Genomic DNA, 25,083 nt, shown 5'->3' on the forward strand with positions numbered 1-25,083 from the left:
TAATTATTGCCATCCCGGATTTTGTGTCAGTTCTTTGTTCAGCGCCCGCTCACGAATAGGAATGGGGAACAACAGATGTTTTTGTGCCACGTTTTGAAAAGCCCATGTAGCATATGACGGCGCGCTGCTTGTAGAGATCTCGATTTCCGTGTCTTTCATCACCGATAAGAAATCTCCCCACCGGATCAGGTCATATTTTCGCAACGCTTCAAAACCGAGCTCTCTGGATCGCTCGTCTTTGATCAGTTTCATAAATTCCACCGGATCATCTTTTTGTACGGTTGTCAAGCTGGGATCGGCCGCTGCAATAGTTGTAATCGTGGCCGTAGCTTTTGCAGCTGTTGTGGGGTCTCCTCCGGTAATCACGACTGTAGGGGCAGAAGTGTATAGACGTCCTTTATTCGTAACATCTATATAGGTTACCTTACCGTCGGCAATGGTTGCTTTTGCAGTCGCCTCAACCCCTCCGCCATCGATAATTGCAATCGTCGGAGCTGACTTATATCCCGCTCCCGCACCGGTCACTTTGATGGATTTTACCAATTCATGAGGTAACAATTTTCCATAAGCGCGGTTTCTCACCTCTTCTACAGCTTGGATTGCTTCGGGGGAAGGTTGTGCACCGGCATTGGCCATAACATCCGCTTCGGCAAACATCAATAACACGTCCGAATACCGCAACAACGGATAGTTTTGACAACTCAAGCTGGTACTGTGATCCAACTCGTATTCACGACGCCATTTTGCGATATCCCTTTCATAGATCGAACCGGTATGATTGACCTTACTTTTTCCCTCGTAGCTGAATGGAGCAATCGTCCAATCCCGCCTTAGATCATTGGCATCGAAAAGATTGTAGTATCTTTCGGTTGGCCGGATGATGCCATAGGAGTGGCCTAATGAAACATCCCGGGTCGCTACGCCAAGCCGCACACCAATCCAGCCAGCCTCCGAATAGTTATCTGAGCCATTGCCCCAAAATTCCACTTCCCAGATGCTTTCATTGATGTCATATTGATCCCGGGCATAATTGATAAATATCTGCTCATAACTGGGATTTAGCGAATGGCCGGCAGTCATCACTTTCTGCGCCCAGTCTCGGGCTTCGGCATATTTAGAGACATCGTTCAGCGGATTGCCTGCTATATAAAGGCATACCCGCGCTAAGATCCCCTGCACTGCCGATTTGGTCACTCTTCCTGCATGTCCGACAGCTTGTATAGAAAGCACCTTTTTTTCAGCATCTTCCATTTCTTCTAAGATGAAGTCATAGATTTCTCGATCGGTCTTTCTTGCGATACTATTGTTGGTGGGACCTTCCGTCGGCTTTAGCACCAACGGCACACCTCCCCAGTTGCTCACCAACAGGAAATAGTAGTAAGCACGTAAGAATTTGGCTTCACCTATGATGACATTTCTCGCGGCGTTATTCATTTCTGGCTTGTCGGCATTAGCCAACAACAAATTCGCCCGAGCTATGCCGTCGTACAGCTTTTGCCAGGTGGTGCGTATGCGGGTATGTGCCGGCGTATAATCGTAGATCTGAGGACCCTCGGCCGAACTGCGGTTATAATAACCTAAGTCTGCTTCAGTGCCGAAATAACTACTCATCATGTACGAGTAGAGCTCAGATGCTCCCAACGGATCGTACACTCCTGCCAATGCTCTCTCTAGTTGCTCTGCTGTCTCGTAATATTGGTCAGGTTCAAAAAAGTCCGAAGGCTTGGTATCTAAGAATTTGTCACAGCCCATAGCAAATACACCAAGTATTGCCGCACAAATTTTAACAGCTATTTTTTTGCTCAATGTTTTCATTTTTCTTAACATAATGGTCCAAATTAAAAACCGGCTATAAGCCTACATGTAATGGTTCGTGCATGCGGGTAGGCGGAATAATCAAATCCAGGTGTCAGCGCGCTACTCCGTACAGCTACCTCGGGGTCCATCCCGGAATACTTCGTCCAAGTCAGTATGTTTTGCCAGTTGGTAGAAAGACTCAGCGACTTTAACCCTATTTTTCCCAAGTATGCAGGAGGCACTGAGTAAGACAAACTCATGGTTTTCAAACGCAGGTAAGAAGCATCTTCCAATACCCTCGAGGAGTAGACGCCATAATGCGATTGCCCATTATTCAAAGGAATCAAGCTTTCTTGATTGTCAAAGCTCCATCGGTTGGCGTAAGTCGCATACTGATTCAGATGTGAGCGATTTCCAACATTCTCCTCCAACATCAAGCGGTTGGCATTGTACACATCGTTGCCGTATGACCATTGAAAGAATATGTGTAGCCTAAAGCGCTTATAATTGAAATTGTTTGCAAAGCCACCGATATGTTTTGGAACACCATCGCCGAGAATGGTGGCATCTTTGGAATCAATCACGCCATCTCCGTTGATATCCTTAAATTTGATATTCCCCGGCCGGATGCTTGTTCGGGCAGCACCGTTATCCGGGACGTTGGCTTTTAGTACATAATTTCCCCCTATTTCATCAAAATCATTAAGGGTATATACGCCGTCCCATATATAGCCATAGAACATGGAGATAGGCCGGCCGATCTCAGTGATATAAAGCGGGACACCATTGTAACCACTATCCCATGCCATAGGAGTCAACATGTTGTCTTCCGACTCAGCAAGTGCCAATACCTTGTTATTATTGAAGCTGATGTTGAAGCTGCTGGTCCACTGGAAATCTTTGTTTCGAATATTGGTGGTGTTTAAGGTGAATTCCAGACCTTGATTTTGTACTTTTCCGATGTTTTTATACGCCGTAGCAAATCCGGTTGTGTAAGGGATATTGGCATTCAGTAAGAGATCATAGGTTGTCTTACGATACGCATCGACCTCAAGCTTGATTTTTCCTTTTAAAAGGCTAAGGTCATAGCCCAAATTGAACTGCGAAGTGTTTTCCCATTGCAAGATATCATTACCCAATTTACTAGGTACCATGCTCTTTATAGGGGTTGTACCGCCGAAAGAATAGGCTGCGGCAACAGGCATGGCCAAGGTGCTCATGTAACTGAAATCACTGACTCTGTTATTTCCTGTCACACCGTAGGATACCCGCAGCTTGGCATCATGAATAAACTTGAGGTTTTTCATAAAACGCTCTTTGCTCATTCTCCAGGCAAATGCGCCGGAAGGGAAGTAGCTCCACCTGTTGCCAGGGGAAAATTTGGATGAACCATCCGCACGGAAGCTTGCGGTAAATAGATATTTGGACCGATAGTCATATTCGGCTCGAGTCAGGAACGAGGCTAATGCGTAGTCACTGATGTCCGCGTAGCCTGTGTTCAACGTGCCTTCTTCCAACCCACTCATACCTAATACTTCGTTGGGAAGGAGTTTAGCGGAATAACCAAACCGGTTGTAATTATAAGCTTGCATCGTAAACCCACCCAATAAACTCATTTTATGATACCTCTTGAACGTTTTTTTATAAGTCAGTGTATTTTCATTGACCCAGCTCGAGCGTTCCGAATGCGTAATGGAACCGTTCACACCGTTGACATTATTGACCCTTGGTGCACCTCTACGCGTGAGTGAATTATAAAACGTTTCGTTGATATAATTGCGGAGGGTGGCTCCGCCTCTTATATTGAGTGTAAAATATTTGTTAATATCATAGGTCAGATTCAGATTCGGAGAAAACAACCTCGTCCTTCGGGTGACCAATTCATTTGCAGTAGATAGAACAGGGTTTACTCGATTGTCAAATGTCAATTCTTCCTCTTCGGGATCGTACAGTTCTTCATCAAAAAGATCGTCTTCCAAATCGATGTTAGAACCCGTCACCGGTCGATACCCCCAAGCACTGTACATCAGGTAGCTGGTCGACTGACCCGCATTTGCAGACGGAGATGGGCCATTTACAATGCCATCGCTATAACTTACGTTGAGCGATGCCCTGATTTTTTTGTTCAAAGCTTGCTCAAGAGACAGCCTCCCCTGTATGCGGTCAAAAGCGGAGGCTATCATAATGCCGTCTTGGTTATATAAGGAAGTAGAAAATGCATATTTTGTAGAAGCGTTTCCTCCCCGGACGGAGATATTATGGTTCATTGTTGACCCCCGTCGAAACAGACGATCTTGCCAATCGTACCCGCGTGTATTTCTGTATGATTCCAAGGTCTTGCCATTGGTGAGGTAGGAAAGAGCGGCTTGAGCAGGATTGCGCTCGATTTGGTACCTTACAAATTCGTAAGGGCTCATGACCTCGATCTTTTTCAATATGTTTTGGACTCCTAAGTAGCCGCTGTACGTGATTTTTGGCGCAGAGATCATCCCTTTCTTCGTTTCGATGACGATAACCCCGTTCGCTCCTCGGGCGCCATAGATCGCTGTGGCCGACGCATCTTTTAGTATCGTCATGGACTCGATGTCTTCCGGAGCAATTCCGGAGGCCTCAAAGTCGTCCATAGGAAAACCATCAACCACAAATAAGGGTTCGTTTCCTTGTGTAACGGAGTTTTGTCCGCGGATGACAATTTTCATTGCCGATCCAGGTTGCCCCTCATCCGCACTGACCTGCACACCCGCTATTCGGCCCGCTAGGGCTTCGTCGATCGACCCTACAGGCGCTTCCATGATATCCTGCATATTTACTGTTCCGACAGCACCTGTCAGATCTTTTCTTAACGTCGTTCCATACCCCACAACCACAACTTGTTCCAAGTCCTGGTTGGATGGAGAGAGTTTTATATCTATGGTCTGTTGATTACCTACTACATTTTCTATCGTGCCGTAGCCTAAAAAAGAAAATACCAATACGGATTGCGCATTGGATGCAGAAATACTGTATTCGCCTTTGGCATCAGTTTTGGTCTGTATAGCGGTACCTTTAACGTTAACGGTCGCCCCTATTAAAGGGTCGCCATTATCATCTACTACCTTCCCACGAACTTTAATCTGCTGGAGACTCTCTGATGGGCGTGGTATCGCCGATGTACTTACCGTGCTTCTTACAAATATGGTCTTTTCCTTGATTTTGTAGCTCATATTGTGCGCTGTCAACACTTTTTGCAGAAAAAGATCCAGCGGCATCTGTTTTGCAGCGATCGTGACTTTTTTATGTGAATCTACAAGCTGGTCGTTGTAGATAACCCCAAAGTTGGTTTGTTGATGGATTTCATCAAATACCTGTTTGATCGCGACATTCTTCACATCCAAGGTGATAGTCTGCGACAGCGAGGCTGCACTGAGGTGCATTGCTCCGATCAACAATAATGCGATAATTATTTTCATAATCAATAACATTCGGTTTACAAGTCCATGCACTTGGATATGCAAATGGACCATGGTTAGTCTTACCATATAAAAGTCTCCAATTCATACCAGTGTACAGACTTAAGAAGTTTTTCTTAGATTTGTACGTCTGGTGTTAGTCAAATAATAAATTCTTAACTCGGTTTATTGCGTTGGTTACCCGGACGCTCAGGGGAGTGGTTCCGACACTTCCCTGTTTTGTTTTTTTTGGCTACATATTGTTAATGGTGTCTTTTACGTTGCTTCCATAACTGTTTATCTTTAATTTAAGGTTTAAAAAACGATTATTTATTTTTTTTTGCGGTTACGATTACTATTTTATTTTCGAGCCTGAATTCATACCGCGATGATTCCCCGAAAAATTCTATCAGTGTTCGCAAACTTACTTCCCTATCGATTACACCACTAAATGTTCCTTTGGGAATTCCCGTTTCATACCGTATATCCACATCGTACCATCTGGCGACCTGTTGCATGATATCTGCAAAAGGTGTTTCGTCAAAATAGAAAATTCCTGATCGCCATGCTAACTCCTGCTTTAAATTGACTTTCTTTTTGTTCAGTATGCCATCTGTGTAAAGTATCGATTGCTCTCCAGGGGAAAGCTGAAGAGAAGTTGAAGGTAAGGATTTTGAGGTTACCCGTACGCTACCCTCCGACAAGGTCGTTTTGGTAGAAGTTTCTTCGTAGGTAGAAATATTGAATTCCGTGCCCAAAACTTCGATTTTTTGTCCTTCAGTGCTCACAATGAACGGAATCCCATTCTGTTTCACTACTGAAAAATAGGCTTCTCCTTCAAGTTCTACAAGACGTTTTGTAGTTGCAAATTTGCCGGGGTATCGAATTTGAGTATCGCCATTTAGCCATACTTTCGTTCCATCCGGCAACGTGATTTGAAAAGTTGCTCCCTTTGGTGTGGAAAGTTGATAAGTATCGTGAGGCAACAGTCTTTCGCCATGTATGGAAGATCCATCTGCATAGGTGATCGTATTATCTGAAAAAACTATTCCCGTCTGTTCAGCTTTGAGTTCTATCATGCGACCGTCTGCCAATGTCAGTGTTGCGCGATCCCCGAGAGGAACAATATCCTGGCCGATTTTTGCAATTGAAGTCGCTGGATCTGCATCCGGTTCGTGAATCAAAAGCATTCCTCCCGTCAACAGAACGATAATTGCAGCGACATATGGCAACCACCGTTTCCATAGTGGTACTATTGATTTTTTCTCTTGGTATTTATCGATTTGATTGTTAATAGCATCCCAAGTATTCCCACTGAGCCGTTGAATTTCATCCGGAGACAGCTCTTCATGATGAAGGTCGAGAAGCTCATTGAAATAGGCAAGCAGCAACGCGCGCTCTTCAGGCGTACATTCCCCCTTTACGTATTTATCGGCGAGTATTGATGCTTTGTTGCTGTTCATAATTGTTATCAAGAGGATGCCCTCTCAATATAATGAACCCTGTAAAGCTATATTTTCACGCAAAAAATGCTATTTTTTTTAATATTTTTTTCAAAACATTGATTATCAACATGATTTGTTGTTAAAATAGCGAGTGCTATCCCCAAACCCATGCCGAGGCGGGCACGTTTGGAAGCTTGGCTGATCAGGTTATGTACGGTACGTTCCGATATATGCAATATCTCCGCTATATTTTTAGGACTGAGGCCTTCAAAATGAGCCATAACAAAGACCTTACCCATATTTTCCGGAAAGCCTTCAGCCAATTTTTCGAGCCTCTCCATGAGTTCTTTCTCTAATATATACTCGTCGATGGCATGGTGTTCCTGTAACAGATATCTTTGCAGGTCTGCTTCATATTTGCTAAATGTCTGCTTACTACGCAGCGACTTGTAAAAACCAAACCGCACGCTTCTGATCAGATAATTGCACAGCGAACTTTCAATTGTTAGTCGTTTGCGATTCGTCCACAAAGAGACAAAGATGTTTTGTACAATATCCTGAGTATCTGAGGAATCCTGCGTAATCTTATAGGCATAAGCTAATAGAAAGTGTGAAAACCTATGGTAGATTTCGGAGAAAGCCAGATGGTCTTCCTCCTGTTGCATCAAGAGAAGCAGCTCTCGTTCATTCAATCGGCTATAATCTGGCATACATAAAAATTTTTATGAATTTAGCAGATTTTGAATGAATATCAAAGAGACTTCTAAAGTTTAGGAAAATTGCAACAGGCTCGCAGGAATTTGTTTGAGCTGCTGTGCGGCAGTTTTCAGATACCCCGTGAATTTATCCCATTCTTTTTGGCACATTGTCGTATGCAGTTCTTTTAAGTTCGCATAATAGGTGATGGCCTGGCTCAGTTGGGTTTTAAAGTTGTGGATATACTTTTCCTTTTTATCATCCAGTGCCTCCATATTCATTTCTACGTACTTGCGCAGATATTCCATGTACAGGGAGAGCTCGTTGATAAAGATATGTGGCCGATCGGTCTGCTTTAAAAGGTCCTGACGTCCGTAGATATGATCTACCATTTCTTTTAACGAATATTCACGACTGAAATAGGCGGTATTTGGACCGGGACAAATCGATACAGCTGGATTTTCTTTTGCTTTTAAAACATCATATTTCAGATAAGCCGATGTGGCCAGACCTTCACAAAGGCACGTCTTTTCGACGATAACATCGAAACGCTTTTGATATTCACTACTTGGCAGTTCCATCGCTTCCAGCTCTTTTATCTTCTTATGTTGGTATTCCCGCGAAGCTGTGCAGATGGGTTCTGTCGTAAATTCTGTATTGGAGATGAGATATTTTTTTGTACAGGGCGCGCCTGGCCGGCCTTGTTGGATGCGATCGAGCCGATTTTTTTCGGCTGTACTGTGTCGGAAATTGTTGAATGGAACACCAAGGGGGGACGCGCCGCTTACGTAAAAGTCTTCCTTCTTAGCCGTCGATAGGGCTTGTAATGTATTTTGTTCTACTGTGGTTGCTTCAGGCACCAGAAGGAAAGGAGAGCCCCAGCCTGTACCATCCAGCTGATAGTGACGCAGTAAAAATTCCTGTTCCTGTGCAGTACCAATACCTCCTTGTGCTTTTATCTTTATGGCGGGAGCGTCCCGTAGCATGATACCTTTATCGCGCAATGCCTGCTGATATATCGGCAAAAGTTCTTCGGTGAGAAGTTTTTTCTTTTGTTTAAACTCCTCAAGAATGGGGCCTAAGAGATACCCCTCGGTTGCGAAGGCGTGACCGCCACAGTTCAACCCGGACTCGATCCGGAATTCGGAGACCCATACTCCTTTTTTTGCTAAAATCTTGGCCTGTATAAATGCCGAGCGAAAATCACTGACTTTCAAGATGATCTTTTTTGTAAACTCTCCTTTCGCATCGGGCAAAAACTGATCAAATTCAGCCATGTATGAAAATAACTTCGGATTAAGCCCTGCCGAGATAATTAGGGACGATCGTAGACGACTATTAGCAAATCCACGGAGTGCAGCAGAAGCATCTGTATAGGTAGAAGGGAGGGCATTACCGTGTACATCTTTGTTCACTTTATCGACTTTGGACATGATATTGACATCGATTTCTCCAGCTTCGATATAGTTTTTTAATTGGGATTCAAGATTTTTCTGTGTGACAGTATCGGTTTCCGTTTTATAGCGTTCATATAGTATCTTCTTGGGTGACGAAGCGGGCAGAAGATCGAAATAGGTATGAAGCGCCTTGTCTTGTTTGAAACTTCCGGATCTTAATTTCGCAATTTGATAATGGACGAGATCATGTACCAAATTGAGGTAAGCGGTGATGCGTCTGGCCCGGCTGTCGTCTTCTTTGGTATGGATGAGATCGTATGCGATATTATTTATCTTACAATAATAAGCTCTCATCCGTTCGAGTAACTCATCGTCAACAATAGAAATTACGGATGAAATACCGAATTGAGCTACTTTGATCGGAGTGTCTATAGAAAATGCTAACCCCAATACAGGGATATGAAAACTGTGTGCCATGGATACATTATTTGGCACACAAGGTGGGGATTATTTAGAAATTAAAAAGTAACTCTGCCCCTAACCAAAATGTGATAAAAGTTACTATTTCGAGCCTGTTTAATTTTAAACAGGCTCTTAGGATTTGAACACAATAGTCTTATTGCCGTTAACCATGACACGATCTTCTACCAAAAGCTGTATAGCCCGACTTAATACGGATTTTTCAATTTCTTTCCCCATGGTTTTCATCCGACCTAAGCCGTAGCTGTGGTCGATTTTTTTGATATCTTGGGTAATGATAGGGCCTTCATCAAGTTTGTCGGTGACGAAATGGGCAGTAGCGCCTATAATTTTGACCCCTCGTTCATGGGCCTGCCTATAAGGATTGGCACCGACGAAAGCGGGTAAAAAGGAGTGATGGATATTGATGAGCTTGTTCTCAAACCGGCTTACGAAGTCGGGCGAGAGGATACGCATAAATTTGGCGAGAATGATATAATCTACATCGTATTTCTCGATCTGCGTTGCCAGTTCTTCCTCAAACTCCACTTTGGTCTTGTTTTCGTGTGAAACGAAATGGAAAGAAATATCGAACTTCTTAACAAAGTGAGCCAGATCATCATAGTTACCTATGACGGTCAGGACATCGGCATGTAAGGTGTCGAAATAATGCCGTATCAATATATCCGCCAGACAATGGTGTTCTTTCGTCACCAAAATAGCTATTTTTTTCTTTTGTGAAGGGTTGATCGCTATTTCAGCATTTGAAGGAAGCTTATTCTGGAGGTCCATAGCAAAACCCGAGGGATCCTGCGGCTCGCCGGAACACACGACGCGTACGAAAAAACGTTGATGTTCTTCATCGACGTATTCACGCATCGTGATAATATTCAACTCGTGTTTAGCAACGATATGGGATATGCTGGATACCAAACCAACGGCATCCTTACATTTTATAAGAATTAAGGTTTGTTTCATCCTGCTTTTTGCGTAAGCTCTTCTTCGATATCTATCTCTATTCTTAAATTGTTGACAATATGTTTTTGGCGGTCGGGGGTGTTTTTACCCATATAATATTCCAAAAGCTGTTGTAATCTGTTTTCTTTCGAGAGTATGACAGGCTCCAGACGCATATCTTCCCCGATAAATAGCCCGAATTCCGAAGGCGATATTTCACCCAGACCTTTAAATCGTGTGATCTCCGGCTTACCTCCAAGTTTGAGAATAGCCCGCTGCCGCTCTTCATCCGAATAGCAATAAATAGTTTCTTTTTTGTTCCGAACTCTGAAAAGAGGAGTTTGTAGGATAGAGACGTGACCTGTTTTCACCAAGTCAGGAAAAAACTGAAGAAAGAACGTCATCAGCAACAAACGGATGTGCATCCCATCCACGTCGGCATCGGTAGCTATAACGATATTATTATAGCGTAGTCCTTCTAGGCCATCCTCAATGTTTAGGGCATGTTGCAAAAGATTGAATTCTTCATTTTCGTAGACAATCTTTTTGGTCAGACCAAAACAGTTTAGTGGTTTTCCTTTTAGACTGAATACCGCTTGGGTGAATACATCTCTTGATTTGGTAATCGATCCACTTGCAGAATCACCCTCCGTAATAAATAATGTGGTCTCTTGATTCCGTTCATGTTTGTCACCAAAATGAACCTTACAGTCCCGTAATTTCCGATTATGCAAGGATGCTTTTTTTGCTCGCTCGTTGGCCAGCTTCTTAATGCCCGCAATATCTTTCCTTTCCCGTTCAGACTGCATGATCCGTTTAAGAAGCGCATCTGCCGTAGCAGAATTTCTATGCAGGTAATCGTCCAACGCTTTTTTGATAAAATCGTTGATGAACGTGCGGACGGTCGGTCCGTCCGGCCCTATACTTTGCGATCCTAACTTTGTCTTGGTCTGTGATTCGAAGACCGGTTCTTGTACTTTGATGGCGATGGCACCAATAATCGAAGCACGAATATCGGAGGAATCAAACTCTTTCTTATAGAATTCACGGACCGTTTTCACGAGAGCTTCCCGAAAGGCTGCTTGGTGTGTGCCGCCTTGTGTGGTATGCTGTCCGTTTACAAAAGAATAATACTCTTCGCCATATTGTTGGCCATGGGTCAGGGCTACTTCGATATCATCGCCTTTCAGATGAATAATCGGATAGCGCATCGATTCGGTTTCCACATTACGTTCCAACAGATCCTTTAACCCATGTTCGGAAACAAATCGTTGTCCGTTGAAATTGATGGTCAATCCCGAATTGAGGAAGACATAATTCCAGATCATGTTCTCCACAAACTCTACGCGATATTTGTAATGCTTGAAGATGCTGTCGTCCGGGTAAAACGTCACAGCTGTACCGTTGCGCTGCGTGGTTTCTTTTTGCTCATCGGCCACCAGTTCTCCCTGACTGAAGCTGGCAATCCGGGTGACCCCTTGGCGATAGGACTGTACAGTAAAGCTTGTCGATAGCGCATTGACGGCTTTGGTACCGACGCCATTCAACCCGACCGACTTTTGGAAAGCCTTACTGTCGTACTTTCCTCCGGTATTGATCTTAGAGACCACATCCACTACCGAGCCGATAGGGATCCCTCGTCCATAATCCCGCACCGATACTTTATTCTCATTGACCGTAATATCGATGGTCTTTCCCGCGCCCATCACAAATTCGTCGATGCAGTTGTCGACGACTTCTTTCAATAGCACATAAATGCCATCGTCATAAGCAGAACCGTCCCCCAATTTACCGATATACATACCTGGACGCAGCCGGATATGCTCTTTCCAATCGAGTGAACGTATACTATCTTCGTTATATGTAGTCATGAATTTGTTGCTTAAAACAACAAAGTTAAAAATAAAACCTTAATAATTTTTAGATGCTTCGTCCAAAATCGTCCTGAACCCTGACGATATCGTCTTCGTCCGACGGATTAGCACTATCGGTATGTTGCCATATTTCGGCTACAACACCATATTCCCCTAATCCCACAAGGCGATGGCGTTCTCCCTGCGCCAAGCGGATCGTTTCACCTTTTTTGAGAATTTTCAACTCATGTTCATCATCGTTAGGACTGGTTACCACACCGACTTCACCGCGGATGACGCGCCATATTTCGGCCCGGCGGTGGTGATATTGCCACGACAATCGCTTACTGGGGGCCACAACAAGAATTTTGGGGCTTAATTTGCCGGATATTTTGAGATCCTGTACATCTAAGCCTTCAAAAAATTGATTGGCAAAATTCTGTGCCTGCTCTTCACTTATCACGAAGAAGCCTCCCCACGGCCGCCTTTGATCGACATCCTCAATAGTAAACCCGGAGTCTGTTAACTCTTTTTCGATTTGATTGAATAATTCGCTTTTGTCTATGTAAGTCATAAATTGTTTTGTTTTGCCTTTGTTAAATTAAGGTTTAAACTTGAAAGTAGCTAAAGATAATTATTTTTTTCTTTTTTTGTCCTTTCCAGGACGGGGACTTCATTTTTTTTGCTTGACCAAAAAAACGAAGCAAAAAAAGTCAAGGCTTGGATACTGTTACGCTAAAAATAGTTCAAAGTCCGGAATGTATTTGAGCCGTTCCGCTTCGCTGCACTTCTTAAATCCATTCTTATCGGACTTTTTCTATTTTTTACGCTACAGCATCCTAGGCCCTTTTCTCCTTGCGATCAATAGAATACGGTTGCTGTTGGCAATTCCTTACACATTGAAAAAATATAGAGATAAGAAAAAAGTACAATCCGTGCAAAGAGCTAAAAATGTCGCCTTAGCCAGATGCGGTTTGTAGGAGGAAGCAGTAGCTTAGTAGCATCTGGGTACAGCGACGAGTTTTTTGCCTATCTTTTTTGCGGAAAAAAAGTAGGAGCCCATCGCGGCTCGAGCGATAAAAAAAGTAAGAAAAAAACCATTACTTTTGTAAGAATGGATTCTTTTGAAATTGACCAGAACAATACCGTATTCAAGCAGGCCGCTGCATTTGTCAACCAGACCAACCAGAATTTATTTCTGACGGGGAAGGCAGGTACAGGTAAGACTACTTTTTTGAAGTACATCCGGAACAATTGTTATAAGAAAATGGCAGTTACGGCTCCGACCGGTGTGGCCGCGATGAATGCCGGAGGTACCACCCTTCACGCCTTATTCTGGCTTCCTTTCGGGACGTTTATCGAAGATTACCCGTTGCGCTGGGATGAAACGGATACGCATATCTATAATAAAAGCAGACTATTCAGTACGATCAAGTTGACCAAGCAACGGCGGGCTATCTTGCAGGAACTGGAGCTGTTGGTTATCGACGAGGTGTCTATGGTACGTGCCGATACCTTAGATGCGATTGATGTCATCCTCAAATCGGTTCGCCGCGATATGCGGCCCTTTGGTGGGCTGCAAGTGTTGTTCATCGGTGATCTGTATCAGCTCCCACCGGTCGTGCGGGATCAGGAATGGCAGGTGCTCCGACATCATTATTCCAGTCCGTTCTTTTTTGATGCGAAGGTATTGCGCGATCATGCGCTGGTCAAATTGGAGTTGCAGCATATTTATCGACAACAAGACGAAAATTTTATCTCCTTATTAAATAAAATACGTAATAACCAATGTGCAACGGCTGATTTGGAGATTCTGGATGGGTATTACGACCCCAATTTTGTACCTCCAGCAGAAGATCAATATATTGTACTGACCTCGCATAACCGTTTGGCTGATCAGATCAATCAGGAAGAACTGCATCGGCTTTCGGGGAAGTTACATAATATTAAAGCCGTTGTAAAAGACGATTTTCAGACCAGTGCTTTTCCGACGGAGGAGATACTGACCATCAAAGAGGGAGCGCAGGTGATGTTTATCAAAAATGACTCAGGAGAAGATCGAAAGTATTACAATGGAAAGATTGGTGTAGTAAAGGAGTTTGATGCGGAGAAAAGCCAATTACTCGTGGGGTTTAAAGACGGTACAGAAGATGTCGTCGTGCGTCGAGAAACCTGGGAGAATATCAAATATAAATACAACAAAGGTGATGATAAGATTGAAGAGGAAGTGCTTGGGACTTTCTCGCAGTTTCCATTAAGGTTGGCCTGGGCCATCACCATCCACAAGAGCCAAGGCCTTACCTTTGATAAAGCCATCATTGATGCCGGAACCTCCTTTGCTGCGGGACAAGTCTATGTAGCATTGAGCCGGATGACCGGATTGGCAGGCCTCGTGCTGAAGTCTAAAATTCCGTCTTATGCCATTCGAACCGATATGCAGGTGGTGTCCTTCATGGGGGGATTGATGGACGAAGAGAGGGTGGGCGAGGTGTTGAAGCAATGCCAACGAGCCTATCTGGGCCAGATACTCCTGCAAAGCTTTCGATGGACAGAGCTGAGTGCTGCCGTACAGGACATGCTGTCGAGCTTTGCTGAGCGCAATATTGACAATAAAGAAGGTGCAGAATTGTTTTTTAACCAGCTACTCGCACAAATCAAGCAACAGGAAGCTGTGGCTCACAAATTTGTCGGTCAGCTGTACCAAATGTTGGCCGATACCGATGCGGTTGACTACGAAAAGATCTGCACACGCACGGAGTCAGCGGTACATTGGTTTTTGCCGAAAATGGAGACGGAGCTTATAGAAGCTACTACGCTTCATATGGAAGCATGGAAAGTGCGAAAGCGAACCAAAAAATATATACAGGAGGTAAAGGCACTTTTGTTGGATTTTAAACGGAAGCACGAAACGTTGAAGCATTGTCTGACGATCGCTCAGGCGCTAACAAAGGAGGATGGTCTGGAGGAGGTGGTTCTGCATGTGGAGAAAATCAAAGGCGACGGTGTGGAAGATACGTCTCCAAAGCAGGAAGGAAAAGAGGATACCAAGCAGATTTCCCTAGGCATGTATTTAGAAGGGATGGAGATCGGGGAAATTGCACAAAAAAGGGGGATGGTCGAAGGGACAATATATGGGCACCTTATTCATTTTGTCGGTACGGATATTCCGGCAGAAGAACTCATACAGCCCGAGAAATTGGAGCATCTTATCACTGTGCTAAAGGATAATGAAGGAAAATCGTCGTCAGAAATCAAGGTGATCCTAGGGGAGGGGTATTCTTATCCCGAAATCAAATTAGGTCAGAAGGTGTTGGAATTAGACGCATCGTCGTGAAAGAGAGTAAGCCCCAGAAAAAGTGGAGCAGATGGCTCGTGTTTACATCCATGCCTTTCCAGATCGGCGCGACAACCTATCTATTCTATTGGATAGGAACCTTGCTGGATGAGAAGTATCAAGTCGAGGGAGCGTGGTGGAGTAAGGGGTTGGCTATGCTCGGAATTGTGGTCTCCCTCTATCAGTTTATAAAACAAGCAAATCGAATGAATAAAGATGAATGACTATTTGAAATTTATTTTACTGTTACTTTTGGTGTCTGGAATAGCATTTGGAGGACATCATTTAGTGGTCGCAGGGATGGACAGCCATTCCTTTTGGGAAGAGACAAGTTACAGCTTAGAAGGGATGTATACCTTTGGGTTTGTGTCGTCGCTATGTGTCGTCGTATTCATTTTATTGGCGCAATGGGCGATGCCAAAAAAAGTGGGGTTGGTGTTTCTCGGACTGATGACGATCAAGGCCATAGCGAGCTATATTTATATCCATAATGGATTGGATGTATTCGAACATGATTTCATCGAATACAATTTTTTGGTCGTGTTTTTCGTCTTCTTATTTTTTGATGTTTTTGTGGCATTTCGCATTATTAATGAGCCCGAAAGAGCTGATTGAGCGCATTTAAAAAAAAGTTTCCGTAAAAGGTGTTTTATGCCAAATAAAATTGTATTTTTGCCAAAATTTTTAACTTCGTCAATACTATAAAAATGGTGAGTTTTAAGAAAGCTCTTTTGTTATTTGCAGTAGTCCTTTTTGCTGTTCGCCCTCTCCACCTGCAAGCAGAGGAAGTTCACACACAGCAAACTCCATCTTCCGCAGAGGAAATCAATGAATATGTGCATCACCACTTACAAGATGACCATTATTTTTCTTTGTTTACCGATAAGAAAGCAGGTAAGCATTACGGTTTTCCGTTGCCAGTTATTTTGATTGATGGCGGCCTTAAGATTTTTTCATCGGCAGAGTTCCATCATGGTGAACAGGTTGTAGAAAAAGGAGGGCAATATTATACCTTGTACCACGGCAAAATCTATAAGACCGATGCTACCGGTACCATTCATTATGATGAAGAACATCATCCTACCAATGCAAAGCCTTGGGATTTTTCAATAACCAAAAACGTCGCTGGTCTATTGTTGGCGACCTTGCTCTTATTCTTAGGTTTCTTAAGTTTAGCTAAAACCTACAAAAATGGCGCGAATGCTGTTCCTAAGGGTATTGGTAGATTCTTAGAGCCTTTGGTTATTTATGTGCGTGACGAAATGGCAAAGCCGAATATCGGACATCGGTATAAGGAATTTATGCCTTATTTGTTGTCGGTGTTTTTTCTGATCTTCTTGTTGAATTTAATGGGTCTTACCCCGTTAGGGTTTAACGTGACTGGAAATATCACCGTAACCTTATGTCTGGCGCTGTTTACGTTTGTTATTACCACATTCAAAGGCAATAAGGATTATTGGAAGCACATTTTCTGGATGCCAGGTGTTCCTGTCCCATTTAAGTTTATTTTGGCTCCCATTGAAGTCTTGGGTATGCTTACAAAGCCGTTTTCGTTGATGTTGCGTTTATTTGCGAATATGACGGCAGGTCACTCGGTAGTGATGGGATTGATTGCTATTGTTTATTTATTTCAGCATCAGTTGACTATTCCCGGTAGTATCGGGGTGTCTATGGTATTGACACTTGTGTTGATGTTGTTGGAGCTGTTGGTAGCTTTTCTACAAGCTTTTATTTTCACGATGTTGTCCTCTTTATTTATCGGTATGGCCGTAGAAGAGCACACACATCATTAAAAACTGAATTTTGTTAAATTTTATAAATTAATTACTATGTACAACTTAATTGGAGCAGGTTTAATCGTAATCGGAGCAGGTCTTGGTCTAGGTAAGATCGGTGGTTCAGCAATGGAAGCTATCGCTCGCCAGCCAGAAGCTACTTCTAAAATTCAAACCGCAATGATCATCATTGGCGCTTTATTGGAAGGTTTGGCATTCGGTGCCCTAATCTTAGGTAAATAAGCCACGAAAAGTACAGGCATAATCTGCAACGGTTGGTTGCAGATTGTGCTTTATTTAACAAAGAAGAATTTAAAACATAATCTATACATACATAAATAATGGAAGCATTAATTCATCAGTTTTCGTTTGGTTTGTTCTTTTGGCAGCTTATTATCCTTTTGATTGTCATCTTTATATTGGGTAAATTCGCTTGGAAGCCTATTATCAATGCTTTGGAAGAGCGTGAAAATGGAATTGCCGATGCACTGGCTTCAGCGGAAAAAGCCAAATTGGAAATGGCCCGCTTGACCAACGAGAATGATCAATTGCTTAAGGAAGCGCGTGAAGAGCGTGATAATATTCTGAAAGAAGCGAAGGTATTGAAAGATAAAATCGTTGCAGAAGCGAAGGAAGTAGCTCAGGTAGAAGGTGCGAAGCTGATTGAGCAAGCAAAGCGTGAGATTGACGATCAAAAGGTTAAAGCGATGGCTGAGGTGAAGAATCAGGTTTCGTCATTAGCACTGGATATTGCTCGTAAAGTATTAACAAAAGAATTTGAAGATCAAAATAAACAAGAAGCGTTGGTGTCTGACTTGTTGAAAGATGTCAAATTGAATTAGGTCTAAAGCGTGTAGTTTTGACTTTTTTAATTTTTAATTTCTAATTTTTTAACATGTCCGTATTCAAAGTAGCTTCCAGGTATGCTAAATCCTTAATAGATTTAGCAAAAGAGCAAGGTCATTTAGAAGAGGTTAAGCATGAGATAGAACAAGTCGCTGCTGTCCTCAAAGCGAGTACTGAATTACAGGCTGTTCTCAACAATCCTATTATCAAAATAGACAAAAAGGGCAGTATTATAACGGCTTTATTCCAGGATAAAGTGAGACCAGAGATCTTGAGCTTCTTCCATATTATGATTAGAAAAGGTCGTAGCGGGTTGATCTACCCAACGACATTGGAATTTATTCGTGCATACAATGAAGTCAAAGGTATTGTCAAAGCAGAGGTTACATCCGCATCCCCAATGTCACCTGCAAATCTCGAATCGCTTCAGGCTACGTTAGCAGAGCAGATCAAAGCCGATATTATCCTGAGCAATAAAGTAGATGAATCGTTGATCGGAGGTTTTGTCGTGACTGTGGGAGACAAACAGATAGATGCCAGTATAGCTGGAAAGTTAAATAAATTAGAAAGATATTTTAGCAATCAAGGCATCTAATGCCTGATGTATTATCAAAGTAATAGAATTAAAACCCCTTATACAAAGTAAAATGATAGAGGTAAGACCAGATGAAGTTTCGGCAATTTTAAGAGAGCAATTGTCAGGCTTTAAGTCAGAGGCTGAATTACAAGAGGTTGGTACCGTTTTGCAAATAGGTGATGGTATCGCTCGCGTTTATGGCTTAACAAAAGTTCAATCCGGAGAATTGGTTGAGTTTGCAAACGGATTACAAGGTATAGTATTAAATCTGGAAGAAGACAATGTTGGTGTTGTTCTTTTAGGACCTTCCGATGAAATCAAGGAAGGGGATACCATCAAACGCACGAACCGCATCGCATCTATTAAGGTAGGAGAAGGTATGTTGGGACGTGTTGTTAATACCTTAGGCCAGCCTATAGACGGGAAAGGTCCTATTGTCGGCGAGACATATGAGATGCCTATTGAGCGTAAAGCGCCAGGGGTAATCTATCGTCAACCGGTAACAGAGCCCTTACAAACTGGTATCAAGGCCATCGATGCGATGATACCTATTGGCCGTGGTCAGCGTGAGTTGGTCATCGGTGATCGTCAGACGGGTAAAACCGCTGTTTGTATCGATACCATTATCAATCAAAAGGAATTTTATGATGCAGGTCAGCCTGTATTCTGTATATATGTTGCTGTGGGGCAAAAGAACTCTACCGTAGCGAATATTGTAAAGACTTTGGAGGAAAGAGGTGCGATGGCCTACACCGTCGTTGTAGCAGCTTCAGCTGCTGAACCGGCACCTCTTCAATTCTATGCACCTATGGCAGGAGCCGCTATCGGGGAATTTTTCCGCGATACAGGTCGTCCGGCGTTGATTGTTTATGATGACTTGTCGAAGCAGGCAGTGGCATACCGTGAAGTGTCGTTATTGTTGAGACGCCCTCCGGGCCGCGAGGCTTATCCGGGGGACGTATTCTATCTGCACTCTCGTTTGTTAGAACGTGCGGCGAAAATCAACTCTTCCGATAGTATTGCTCAAAACATGAATGACTTACCTGAGTCGATCAAGCATCTGGTAAAGGGAGGCGGTTCATTGACAGCTCTTCCTATTATTGAAACGCAAGCAGGTGACGTCTCGGCGTACATTCCTACAAACGTGATTTCGATTACCGATGGTCAGATTTTCTTGGAATCTAACTTGTTCAACGCAGGTATCCGTCCGGCAATCAACGTGGGTATCTCGGTATCGCGTGTCGGTGGTAACGCACAGATCAAGTCGATGAAGAAAGTCGCAGGTACATTAAAACTTGACCAAGCTCAATTCCGTGAGTTAGAAGCGTTCTCTAAATTCGGTTCGGATTTAGATGCAGCAACAAAAGCGGTACTGGATAAAGGTGTGCGCAACGTGGAGATCTTGAAACAAGGTCAGTTTGCCCCTGTGTCGGTCGAAAAGCAGGTGGCAATCATTTATGCCGGAACAAAAGGGTTGTTGCGTAATGTTCCTGTAAATAAAGTAAAACAATTCGAAGAAGAGTATCTGACACAATTAGAACAGCGCCATCCAGAAGTTTTATCCGCTTTGAAAGCAGGTAAATTCTCTGATGAACTGACAGATGTGTTGGAAACAGTAGCTAAGGAATTGGCTTCTAAGTATTAGATATGCGTACAGCGTATTGCGTATTGCGACGTGATCTCAATACGCATATCGCAAATCGCACTACTGAATAGGTATGGCAAATTTAAAAGAAGTAAGAAATCGTATTACGTCGGTTACGTCGACTCAACAGATTACCAAAGCGATGAAAATGGTGTCTGCGGCGAAATTGAAACGAGCAACAAATGCTATCGTGCAATTACGTCCTTATGCCAACAAGCTTAGAGAGATTCTTGCTCAGGTATCTGCCTCGGTTGAAGGTAACGATTCGCCGTTTACACAGGATAGGGTACCGAACAAGGTTCTTATCGTTGTCATTACATCAAATAGGGGATTGGCAGGCGCATTTAATGCGAATGCGATAAAAACCACGAACAATTTGATTGCTACAAAATATGCGGATCAGTTTGCGAAAGGTGACGTAAGCATTATCGGTATCGGTAAGCGTGGTCAGGATTTCTTTGCAAGACGTAACTTTAACGTAATCGGTGATAATAACGAATTATTCAATAACCTGAACTTCGAGAATGTATCTAAGGTTACTGAATATATTATGAAGGCGTTTAAGCAAGGTGAAATTGATCGCGTCGAGGTCGTTTATAACCAATTCCGTAACGCAGCGGTACAGGTACTGACTTCCGAGCAATTGCTTCCTTTGGTTCCAGAGGAAAAAGAGGAGCCTACGGTTGAGTTGGATTACATTATTGAACCTTCCAAAGAAAAGATTATTGAAGAGCTTATTCCGAAAGCGATAAAAATTCAATTGTATAAGGCTGTATTGGATTCAAATGCTTCAGAGCATGGGGCTCGCATGACCGCAATGGACAAAGCAACGGAAAATGCCGGAGATTTGTTGAAGGCATTAAAGTTATCATACAACCAAGCCCGTCAGGCTGCTATTACTACCGAACTTACAGAAATTGTATCGGGTGCAGCAGCACTGTCGAATGGGTAACATTCGATTTACACTACCAAAAGAGGGATCACTTATTCATAGAAAGTGATCCCTTTTTTTATATAAAATGGGTAGATTTACCGCTATGGAAAACAGAAGAGAATTCTTGAGGAAGGCTGGATTCTTAGCTGGATCTTTCGGTTTATGGAATGACGTCAGCAGTGCTGTGGAGGCAGCGGTATCCATCTTGCCAGAGAATGGATCAACTTATCTGGATGCAGAACATATTGTGCTATTGATGCAGGAGAATAGATCCTTTGATCACTCATTTGGAACACTCAAGGGAGTGAGAGGATTTAACGACCCCCGTGCTGTAAAGTTGCCGAATGGCAATCCGGTGTGGTTACAATCGTCGCGTGAAGGCAAGACGTTTGCTCCTTTCCGTCTCGATATCAAAAATTCAAAAGCGACCTGGACGAGCTATCTGCCCCATTCTTGGGAAAACCAGATTGGTGCTTGGAATAAGGGAAGATATGATCGGTGGTTGGATTGGAAACGGTCGGGTCATAAGGCGTATCAAAATATTCCGTTGACTTTGGGGTATTATACCCGGGAAGATATTCCATTTTACTATGCGTTTGCTGATGCGTTTACCATTTGCGACCAACATTTTTGTTCATCCTTGACCGGGACGACGACCAACCGACATTTTTTCTGGACAGGCAAGTGTACACCGGAAGACGGAGCTAAACCTTTAGTGCGCAATTCTGACGTTTATTTCAATAAGATGGCCACATGGAAAACCTTTCCCGAGCGCTTGCAGGAGCATGGTATCAGTTGGAAGGTGTATCAAAATGAGATTAGCTTACAAAATGCGGCCGGTGGTAAGGATGAAGGTTTGTTAGGTAATTTTACAGATAATAACCTCGAATGGTTTGAGCAATACCAGGTGCGATACAAGAAAAGCCATATTGATTTTTATCGTCAGCGTTTGACTGAGCTTCCAGCTGAGATCGTGGAATTGGAAAGCCAGATACCACTGTCGGACGATCGCAATGCCCTGCAAAAGCAGCTAAAGCAAAAACGGCAACAGATCATTTCCTTTACGAGAGAAGTGGAAAACTTTAATGAAAGCAAATATGCCCAGCTGGATGCGTTTACTCAACAACTGCATCAACGTGCTTTTCAGACCAATGAGGGCGATGCTCATTATCATCAGACCGAAACGGTATCTTACCAAGGAGAGGATATCCGCGTGCCGAAAGGAGATGTACTCTATCAGTTTCGGAAAGATGTCGAAGAGGGAAATCTTCCAACGGTATCGTGGATTTGTGCGCCGCAATACTTCTCCGATCATCCCAGCGCACCGATGTATGGGGCTTGGTATGTTTCGGAGATACTGAATATCCTGACTAAAAATCCAGAGGTGTGGAAGAAGACGATTTTTATCCTGAATTACGACGAGAATGACGGTTATTTTGATCATGTTCCACCATTTGTTGCCCCTAAACCAGAGGATGAGTCGACTGGTAAGGTCAGTAAAGGTTTAGGAATTGTAGCTGAATATGTGACTCGAAAACAGGAGCTGGATTCCGGTTTCAGTGAAAAGAATGCAACAGAAGGCCCCGTGGGATTAGGGTATCGCGTACCACTTATCGTGGCGTCTCCGTGGAGTAGGGGCGGATGGGTCAATTCGGAAGTGTTCGATATTACCTCTACTATACAGTTTTTGGAACATTTTGTCGAGCAAAAATTTGGTAAGCGTATTGTGGAAGATAATATATCCTCATGGCGCAGAGCCATCACCGGAGACCTGACCTCTGTTTTCCGACCTTTTGACCCCAGTGAGAAATTTTATTTTGGGGATTTTGTAGATCGGAATCAACAGATATTTGATATCAATCAAGCAAAAAACAAGCCTCTACCGGATGGTTTTCATCCATTTTCGGATGTGGAAGTGCAGGAAATCACAACGGGAAAGACCCACCCGAAATTGCCGGTTCAGGAAAGAGGAACAAAACCGTCCAATGCCCTGCGTTACGAATTATACGTACATCAAAAATGGCATAGCGATAAGATAGAATTGCAGTTTGCAGCTTCAAATAGATTTTTCGGTACAACAGCGTTGGGAGCCGGGTTCAATGTGTATAATATAGTACAGGAAGACGATTTCTTTCGCTCGTATACTGTTGCCTCCGGGGAAGACTTGTCAGAGACTTGGTCTAAATCCGGGCGGTACGGTCTGCATGTATATGGTCCAAACGGTTTTCTACGGACTTTTGAAGGGGATGTCAATGAGCCGGAGGTGATTGTACAATGTCATTATAATAAGCAAGGAAATATTTTGCTGAAATTTTTGAATTATGGAGACAAGGACGTTGTAATAGTATTGGAAGATGGGTATAATCGAATGTCTAAAAAACTGAGCGTCCGAAAGAAAAAGGAGCTACAAGTAGCTATCGATACCGGAAAGTTTTACAGATGGTACGACATTACCGTATCTGTAGGGAGCTGGAAACGGCAATTTGCCGGACGTGTGGAGAATGGTCTGACCAGTATTACAGATCCCATGATGGCTTAAGTACGAATAGGATTCTTCGTCAAAATATGGTACTTTTGTTTTCCTAAACGAGTTGTTTCAAATGAAGATCTGGCAAAAAAATATAGACGTTAATTCCTTTGTTGAATCATTTACCGTTGGTCATGACCGCGAGATGGATATGCACCTAGCTGCAGCCGATGTGCTGGGTTCGCTGGCACATACACGCATGCTGAATAGCATAGGCTTAATGACAGACCAAGATCTGGCATCCGTACAGGGCGAGCTCAAACGTATATATCAGGAGGTTCTCGACGGCAACTTCAGCATCGAAGATAGCGTGGAAGATGTACACTCCCAAGTGGAGATGATGTTGACACAACGTGTCGGTGAGGCAGGTAAGAAAATCCATTCGGGAAGATCCCGTAATGACCAGGTGCTTGTCGATTTGAAACTTTATTTTAGGTCGGAAATACACAACATCTTCAACGATACAGAAGTGCTGTTTCGACAACTGCTCCAGCTAAGCGAGCAGCATAAGAATATTCTGATGCCGGGCTATACTCATTTGCAGATTGCAATGCCCTCTTCGTTTGGTCTTTGGTTTGGTGCTTATGCCGAGAGCTTGGTAGATGACTTGGAGTTATTGAAAGCTGCATGGCATATCTGCAATAAAAATCCCCTGGGCTCAGCCGCTGGATATGGTTCGTCCTTTCCATTGAACCGAAAGATGACAACCGAGCTGCTGGGGTTTGAAGATCTGAATTACAATGTGGTTTATGCGCAGATGGGGCGTGGTAAGACCGAGCGTATATTGGCCCAGGCCATGAGTTCTATTGCGGCTACGTTAGCGAAATTTGCCATGGACATCACTTTGTTTATCAATCAGAATTTTGGGTTTATTTCTTTTCCGGATCATCTGACGACAGGATCCAGCATCATGCCCCACAAGAAAAATCCGGATGTCTTCGAATTAATACGCGCACGTTGCAATAAGATACAGGCATTGCCTAATGAAATTGCATTGATGACAACCAATTTGCCCGTGGGCTATCATCGTGATTTACAGCTTCTGAAAGAGAATCTACTTCCGGCTTTCCAGTCATTAAGTGATTGTTTGAAGATTGCTGCTTTTATGTTGGAACATATCACCGTTAAGGAAGATATTCTGAACGATCCAAAATATGATTATCTATTTAGTGTGGAGGTGGTAAACAATGCTGTTTTACAGGGTGTTCCTTTCCGGGAAGCCTATCGGCAGATCGGTTTAGATATTGCAAATGGAACATTCCAGCCGTCTAAAGAAGTACATCATACCCATGAAGGTAGTATCGGCAATCTGTGTAACGATCAGATCGAGAAGATGTTTGCAACGGTCAAATCCGGCTTTCGCTTTGAAAGGGTAAAACAGGCTTTGGAAGACTTGCTACGGTAGCGGAAACT

19 protein-coding genes are annotated in these 25,083 nt (G+C 43.3%); 11 read left to right on the top strand and 8 right to left on the bottom strand.

The annotated features are described in order from the left end of the window. Positions 1 to 3: 3 nt before the first annotated feature. From G5B30_RS15490 to G5B30_RS15525, 8 genes are all read right to left on the bottom strand, one after another. Entirely contained in the window at positions 4 to 1,815 is a 1,812-nt protein-coding gene (locus tag G5B30_RS15490; RefSeq protein ID WP_240903238.1) for a RagB/SusD family nutrient uptake outer membrane protein, read from the bottom strand. Positions 1,816 to 1,838: 23 nt separating this feature from the next. Beyond that, a complete protein-coding gene (locus G5B30_RS15495; RefSeq protein WP_165320917.1) occupies positions 1,839 to 5,246 on the bottom strand; it encodes a TonB-dependent receptor in 3,408 nt (1,135 codons plus the stop codon). Positions 5,247 to 5,551: 305 nt separating this feature from the next. Beyond that, complete coding sequence (locus tag G5B30_RS15500) at positions 5,552 to 6,688, bottom strand: FecR family protein (protein ID WP_165320918.1); 1,137 nt, start codon at positions 6,686 to 6,688, stop codon at positions 5,552 to 5,554. Positions 6,689 to 6,735: 47 nt separating this feature from the next. Continuing rightward, the gene (locus tag G5B30_RS15505; RefSeq protein WP_165320919.1) at positions 6,736 to 7,380 is read right to left on the bottom strand and encodes an RNA polymerase sigma factor; all 645 of its coding nucleotides are present in this window, start codon (positions 7,378 to 7,380) and stop codon (positions 6,736 to 6,738) included. A 60-nt stretch (positions 7,381 to 7,440) separates the two neighbouring features. Next, positions 7,441 to 9,240: a hypothetical protein gene (locus G5B30_RS15510; protein WP_165320920.1), complete on the bottom strand. Its 1,800-nt coding sequence runs from the start codon at positions 9,238 to 9,240 to the stop codon at positions 7,441 to 7,443. A gap of 117 nt (positions 9,241 to 9,357) precedes the next feature. Next, on the bottom strand, positions 9,358 to 10,200 hold the full coding sequence (gene purU, locus G5B30_RS15515) for a formyltetrahydrofolate deformylase (RefSeq protein ID WP_165320921.1): 843 nt from the start codon (positions 10,198 to 10,200) through the stop codon (positions 9,358 to 9,360). Further along, complete coding sequence (locus G5B30_RS15520; protein WP_165320922.1) at positions 10,197 to 12,050, bottom strand: DNA topoisomerase IV subunit B; 1,854 nt, start codon at positions 12,048 to 12,050, stop codon at positions 10,197 to 10,199. Before G5B30_RS15520 ends, purU begins: the two co-directional genes overlap by 4 nt. Positions 12,051 to 12,099: 49 nt before the next feature. Beyond that, positions 12,100 to 12,606, bottom strand: a complete 507-nt coding sequence (locus tag G5B30_RS15525) for a phosphoheptose isomerase (protein WP_165320923.1) — start codon at positions 12,604 to 12,606, stop codon at positions 12,100 to 12,102. Positions 12,607 to 12,999: 393 nt separating this feature from the next. On the opposite strand from G5B30_RS15525, the gene G5B30_RS15530 reads away from it, so the two are divergent. From G5B30_RS15530 to argH, 11 genes are all read left to right on the top strand, one after another. Next, positions 13,000 to 15,366, top strand: coding sequence for a helix-turn-helix domain-containing protein (locus tag G5B30_RS15530; protein WP_240903239.1), 2,367 nt, complete (start codon positions 13,000 to 13,002; stop codon positions 15,364 to 15,366). Further along, on the top strand, positions 15,363 to 15,590 hold the full coding sequence (locus G5B30_RS15535) for an AtpZ/AtpI family protein (protein WP_165320924.1): 228 nt from the start codon (positions 15,363 to 15,365) through the stop codon (positions 15,588 to 15,590). The genes G5B30_RS15530 and G5B30_RS15535 overlap by 4 nt, the downstream gene beginning before the upstream one ends. Continuing rightward, entirely contained in the window at positions 15,583 to 15,981 is a 399-nt protein-coding gene (locus G5B30_RS15540; RefSeq protein WP_165320925.1) for a hypothetical protein, read from the top strand. The genes G5B30_RS15535 and G5B30_RS15540 overlap by 8 nt, the downstream gene beginning before the upstream one ends. A 92-nt stretch (positions 15,982 to 16,073) precedes the next feature. After that, a complete protein-coding gene (atpB, locus tag G5B30_RS15545; RefSeq protein ID WP_165320926.1) occupies positions 16,074 to 17,159 on the top strand; it encodes a F0F1 ATP synthase subunit A in 1,086 nt (361 codons plus the stop codon). A gap of 36 nt (positions 17,160 to 17,195) precedes the next feature. Further along, positions 17,196 to 17,384, top strand: a complete 189-nt coding sequence (atpE, locus tag G5B30_RS15550; RefSeq protein ID WP_165320927.1) for an ATP synthase F0 subunit C — start codon at positions 17,196 to 17,198, stop codon at positions 17,382 to 17,384. Between the two features lie 98 nt (positions 17,385 to 17,482). Further along, positions 17,483 to 17,983 carry a F0F1 ATP synthase subunit B gene (locus G5B30_RS15555; RefSeq protein ID WP_165320928.1) on the top strand — a complete coding sequence of 167 codons (501 nt, stop codon included), beginning with the start codon at positions 17,483 to 17,485 and terminating at the stop codon, positions 17,981 to 17,983. 53 nt (positions 17,984 to 18,036) lie between these two features. Continuing rightward, positions 18,037 to 18,582 (top strand): ATP synthase F1 subunit delta, encoded by a 546-nt coding sequence (gene atpH, locus G5B30_RS15560; RefSeq protein ID WP_165320929.1) that lies wholly within the window; start codon positions 18,037 to 18,039, stop codon positions 18,580 to 18,582. 52 nt (positions 18,583 to 18,634) lie between these two features. Then, a complete protein-coding gene (gene atpA, locus G5B30_RS15565) occupies positions 18,635 to 20,209 on the top strand; it encodes a F0F1 ATP synthase subunit alpha (protein WP_165320930.1) in 1,575 nt (524 codons plus the stop codon). Between the two features lie 73 nt (positions 20,210 to 20,282). Continuing rightward, entirely contained in the window at positions 20,283 to 21,161 is an 879-nt protein-coding gene (gene atpG / locus G5B30_RS15570; protein WP_165320931.1) for an ATP synthase F1 subunit gamma, read from the top strand. 85 nt (positions 21,162 to 21,246) lie between these two features. Beyond that, on the top strand, positions 21,247 to 23,682 hold the full coding sequence (locus G5B30_RS15575) for a phosphocholine-specific phospholipase C (RefSeq protein ID WP_165320954.1): 2,436 nt from the start codon (positions 21,247 to 21,249) through the stop codon (positions 23,680 to 23,682). 61 nt (positions 23,683 to 23,743) lie between these two features. After that, positions 23,744 to 25,075, top strand: a complete 1,332-nt coding sequence (gene argH / locus G5B30_RS15580) for an argininosuccinate lyase (protein WP_165320932.1) — start codon at positions 23,744 to 23,746, stop codon at positions 25,073 to 25,075. Positions 25,076 to 25,083 lie beyond the last annotated feature (8 nt).

Origin of the sequence: Sphingobacterium sp. SGG-5 (assembly GCF_011043525.1) — a bacterium.
Classification (GTDB): Bacteria; Bacteroidota; Bacteroidia; order Sphingobacteriales; family Sphingobacteriaceae; genus Sphingobacterium.

Coding starts and splice junctions, on each gene's coding strand:
- G5B30_RS15490 (WP_240903238.1), bottom strand. CDS start 1,815: ATGAAAACATTGAGCAAAAAAATAGCTGTTAAAATTTGTGCGGCAATA.
- G5B30_RS15495 (WP_165320917.1), bottom strand. CDS start 5,246: ATGAAAATAATTATCGCATTATTGTTGATCGGAGCAATGCACCTCAGT.
- G5B30_RS15500 (WP_165320918.1), bottom strand. CDS start 6,688: ATGAACAGCAACAAAGCATCAATACTCGCCGATAAATACGTAAAGGGG.
- G5B30_RS15505 (WP_165320919.1), bottom strand. CDS start 7,380: ATGCCAGATTATAGCCGATTGAATGAACGAGAGCTGCTTCTCTTGATG.
- G5B30_RS15510 (WP_165320920.1), bottom strand. CDS start 9,240: ATGGCACACAGTTTTCATATCCCTGTATTGGGGTTAGCATTTTCTATA.
- purU (WP_165320921.1), bottom strand. CDS start 10,200: ATGAAACAAACCTTAATTCTTATAAAATGTAAGGATGCCGTTGGTTTG.
- G5B30_RS15520 (WP_165320922.1), bottom strand. CDS start 12,050: ATGACTACATATAACGAAGATAGTATACGTTCACTCGATTGGAAAGAG.
- G5B30_RS15525 (WP_165320923.1), bottom strand. CDS start 12,606: ATGACTTACATAGACAAAAGCGAATTATTCAATCAAATCGAAAAAGAG.
- G5B30_RS15530 (WP_240903239.1), top strand. CDS start 13,000: ATGCGGTTTGTAGGAGGAAGCAGTAGCTTAGTAGCATCTGGGTACAGC.
- G5B30_RS15540 (WP_165320925.1), top strand. CDS start 15,583: ATGAATGACTATTTGAAATTTATTTTACTGTTACTTTTGGTGTCTGGA.
- atpB (WP_165320926.1), top strand. CDS start 16,074: ATGGTGAGTTTTAAGAAAGCTCTTTTGTTATTTGCAGTAGTCCTTTTT.
- atpE (WP_165320927.1), top strand. CDS start 17,196: ATGTACAACTTAATTGGAGCAGGTTTAATCGTAATCGGAGCAGGTCTT.
- G5B30_RS15555 (WP_165320928.1), top strand. CDS start 17,483: ATGGAAGCATTAATTCATCAGTTTTCGTTTGGTTTGTTCTTTTGGCAG.
- atpH (WP_165320929.1), top strand. CDS start 18,037: ATGTCCGTATTCAAAGTAGCTTCCAGGTATGCTAAATCCTTAATAGAT.
- atpA (WP_165320930.1), top strand. CDS start 18,635: ATGATAGAGGTAAGACCAGATGAAGTTTCGGCAATTTTAAGAGAGCAA.
- atpG (WP_165320931.1), top strand. CDS start 20,283: ATGGCAAATTTAAAAGAAGTAAGAAATCGTATTACGTCGGTTACGTCG.
- G5B30_RS15575 (WP_165320954.1), top strand. CDS start 21,247: ATGGAAAACAGAAGAGAATTCTTGAGGAAGGCTGGATTCTTAGCTGGA.
- argH (WP_165320932.1), top strand. CDS start 23,744: ATGAAGATCTGGCAAAAAAATATAGACGTTAATTCCTTTGTTGAATCA.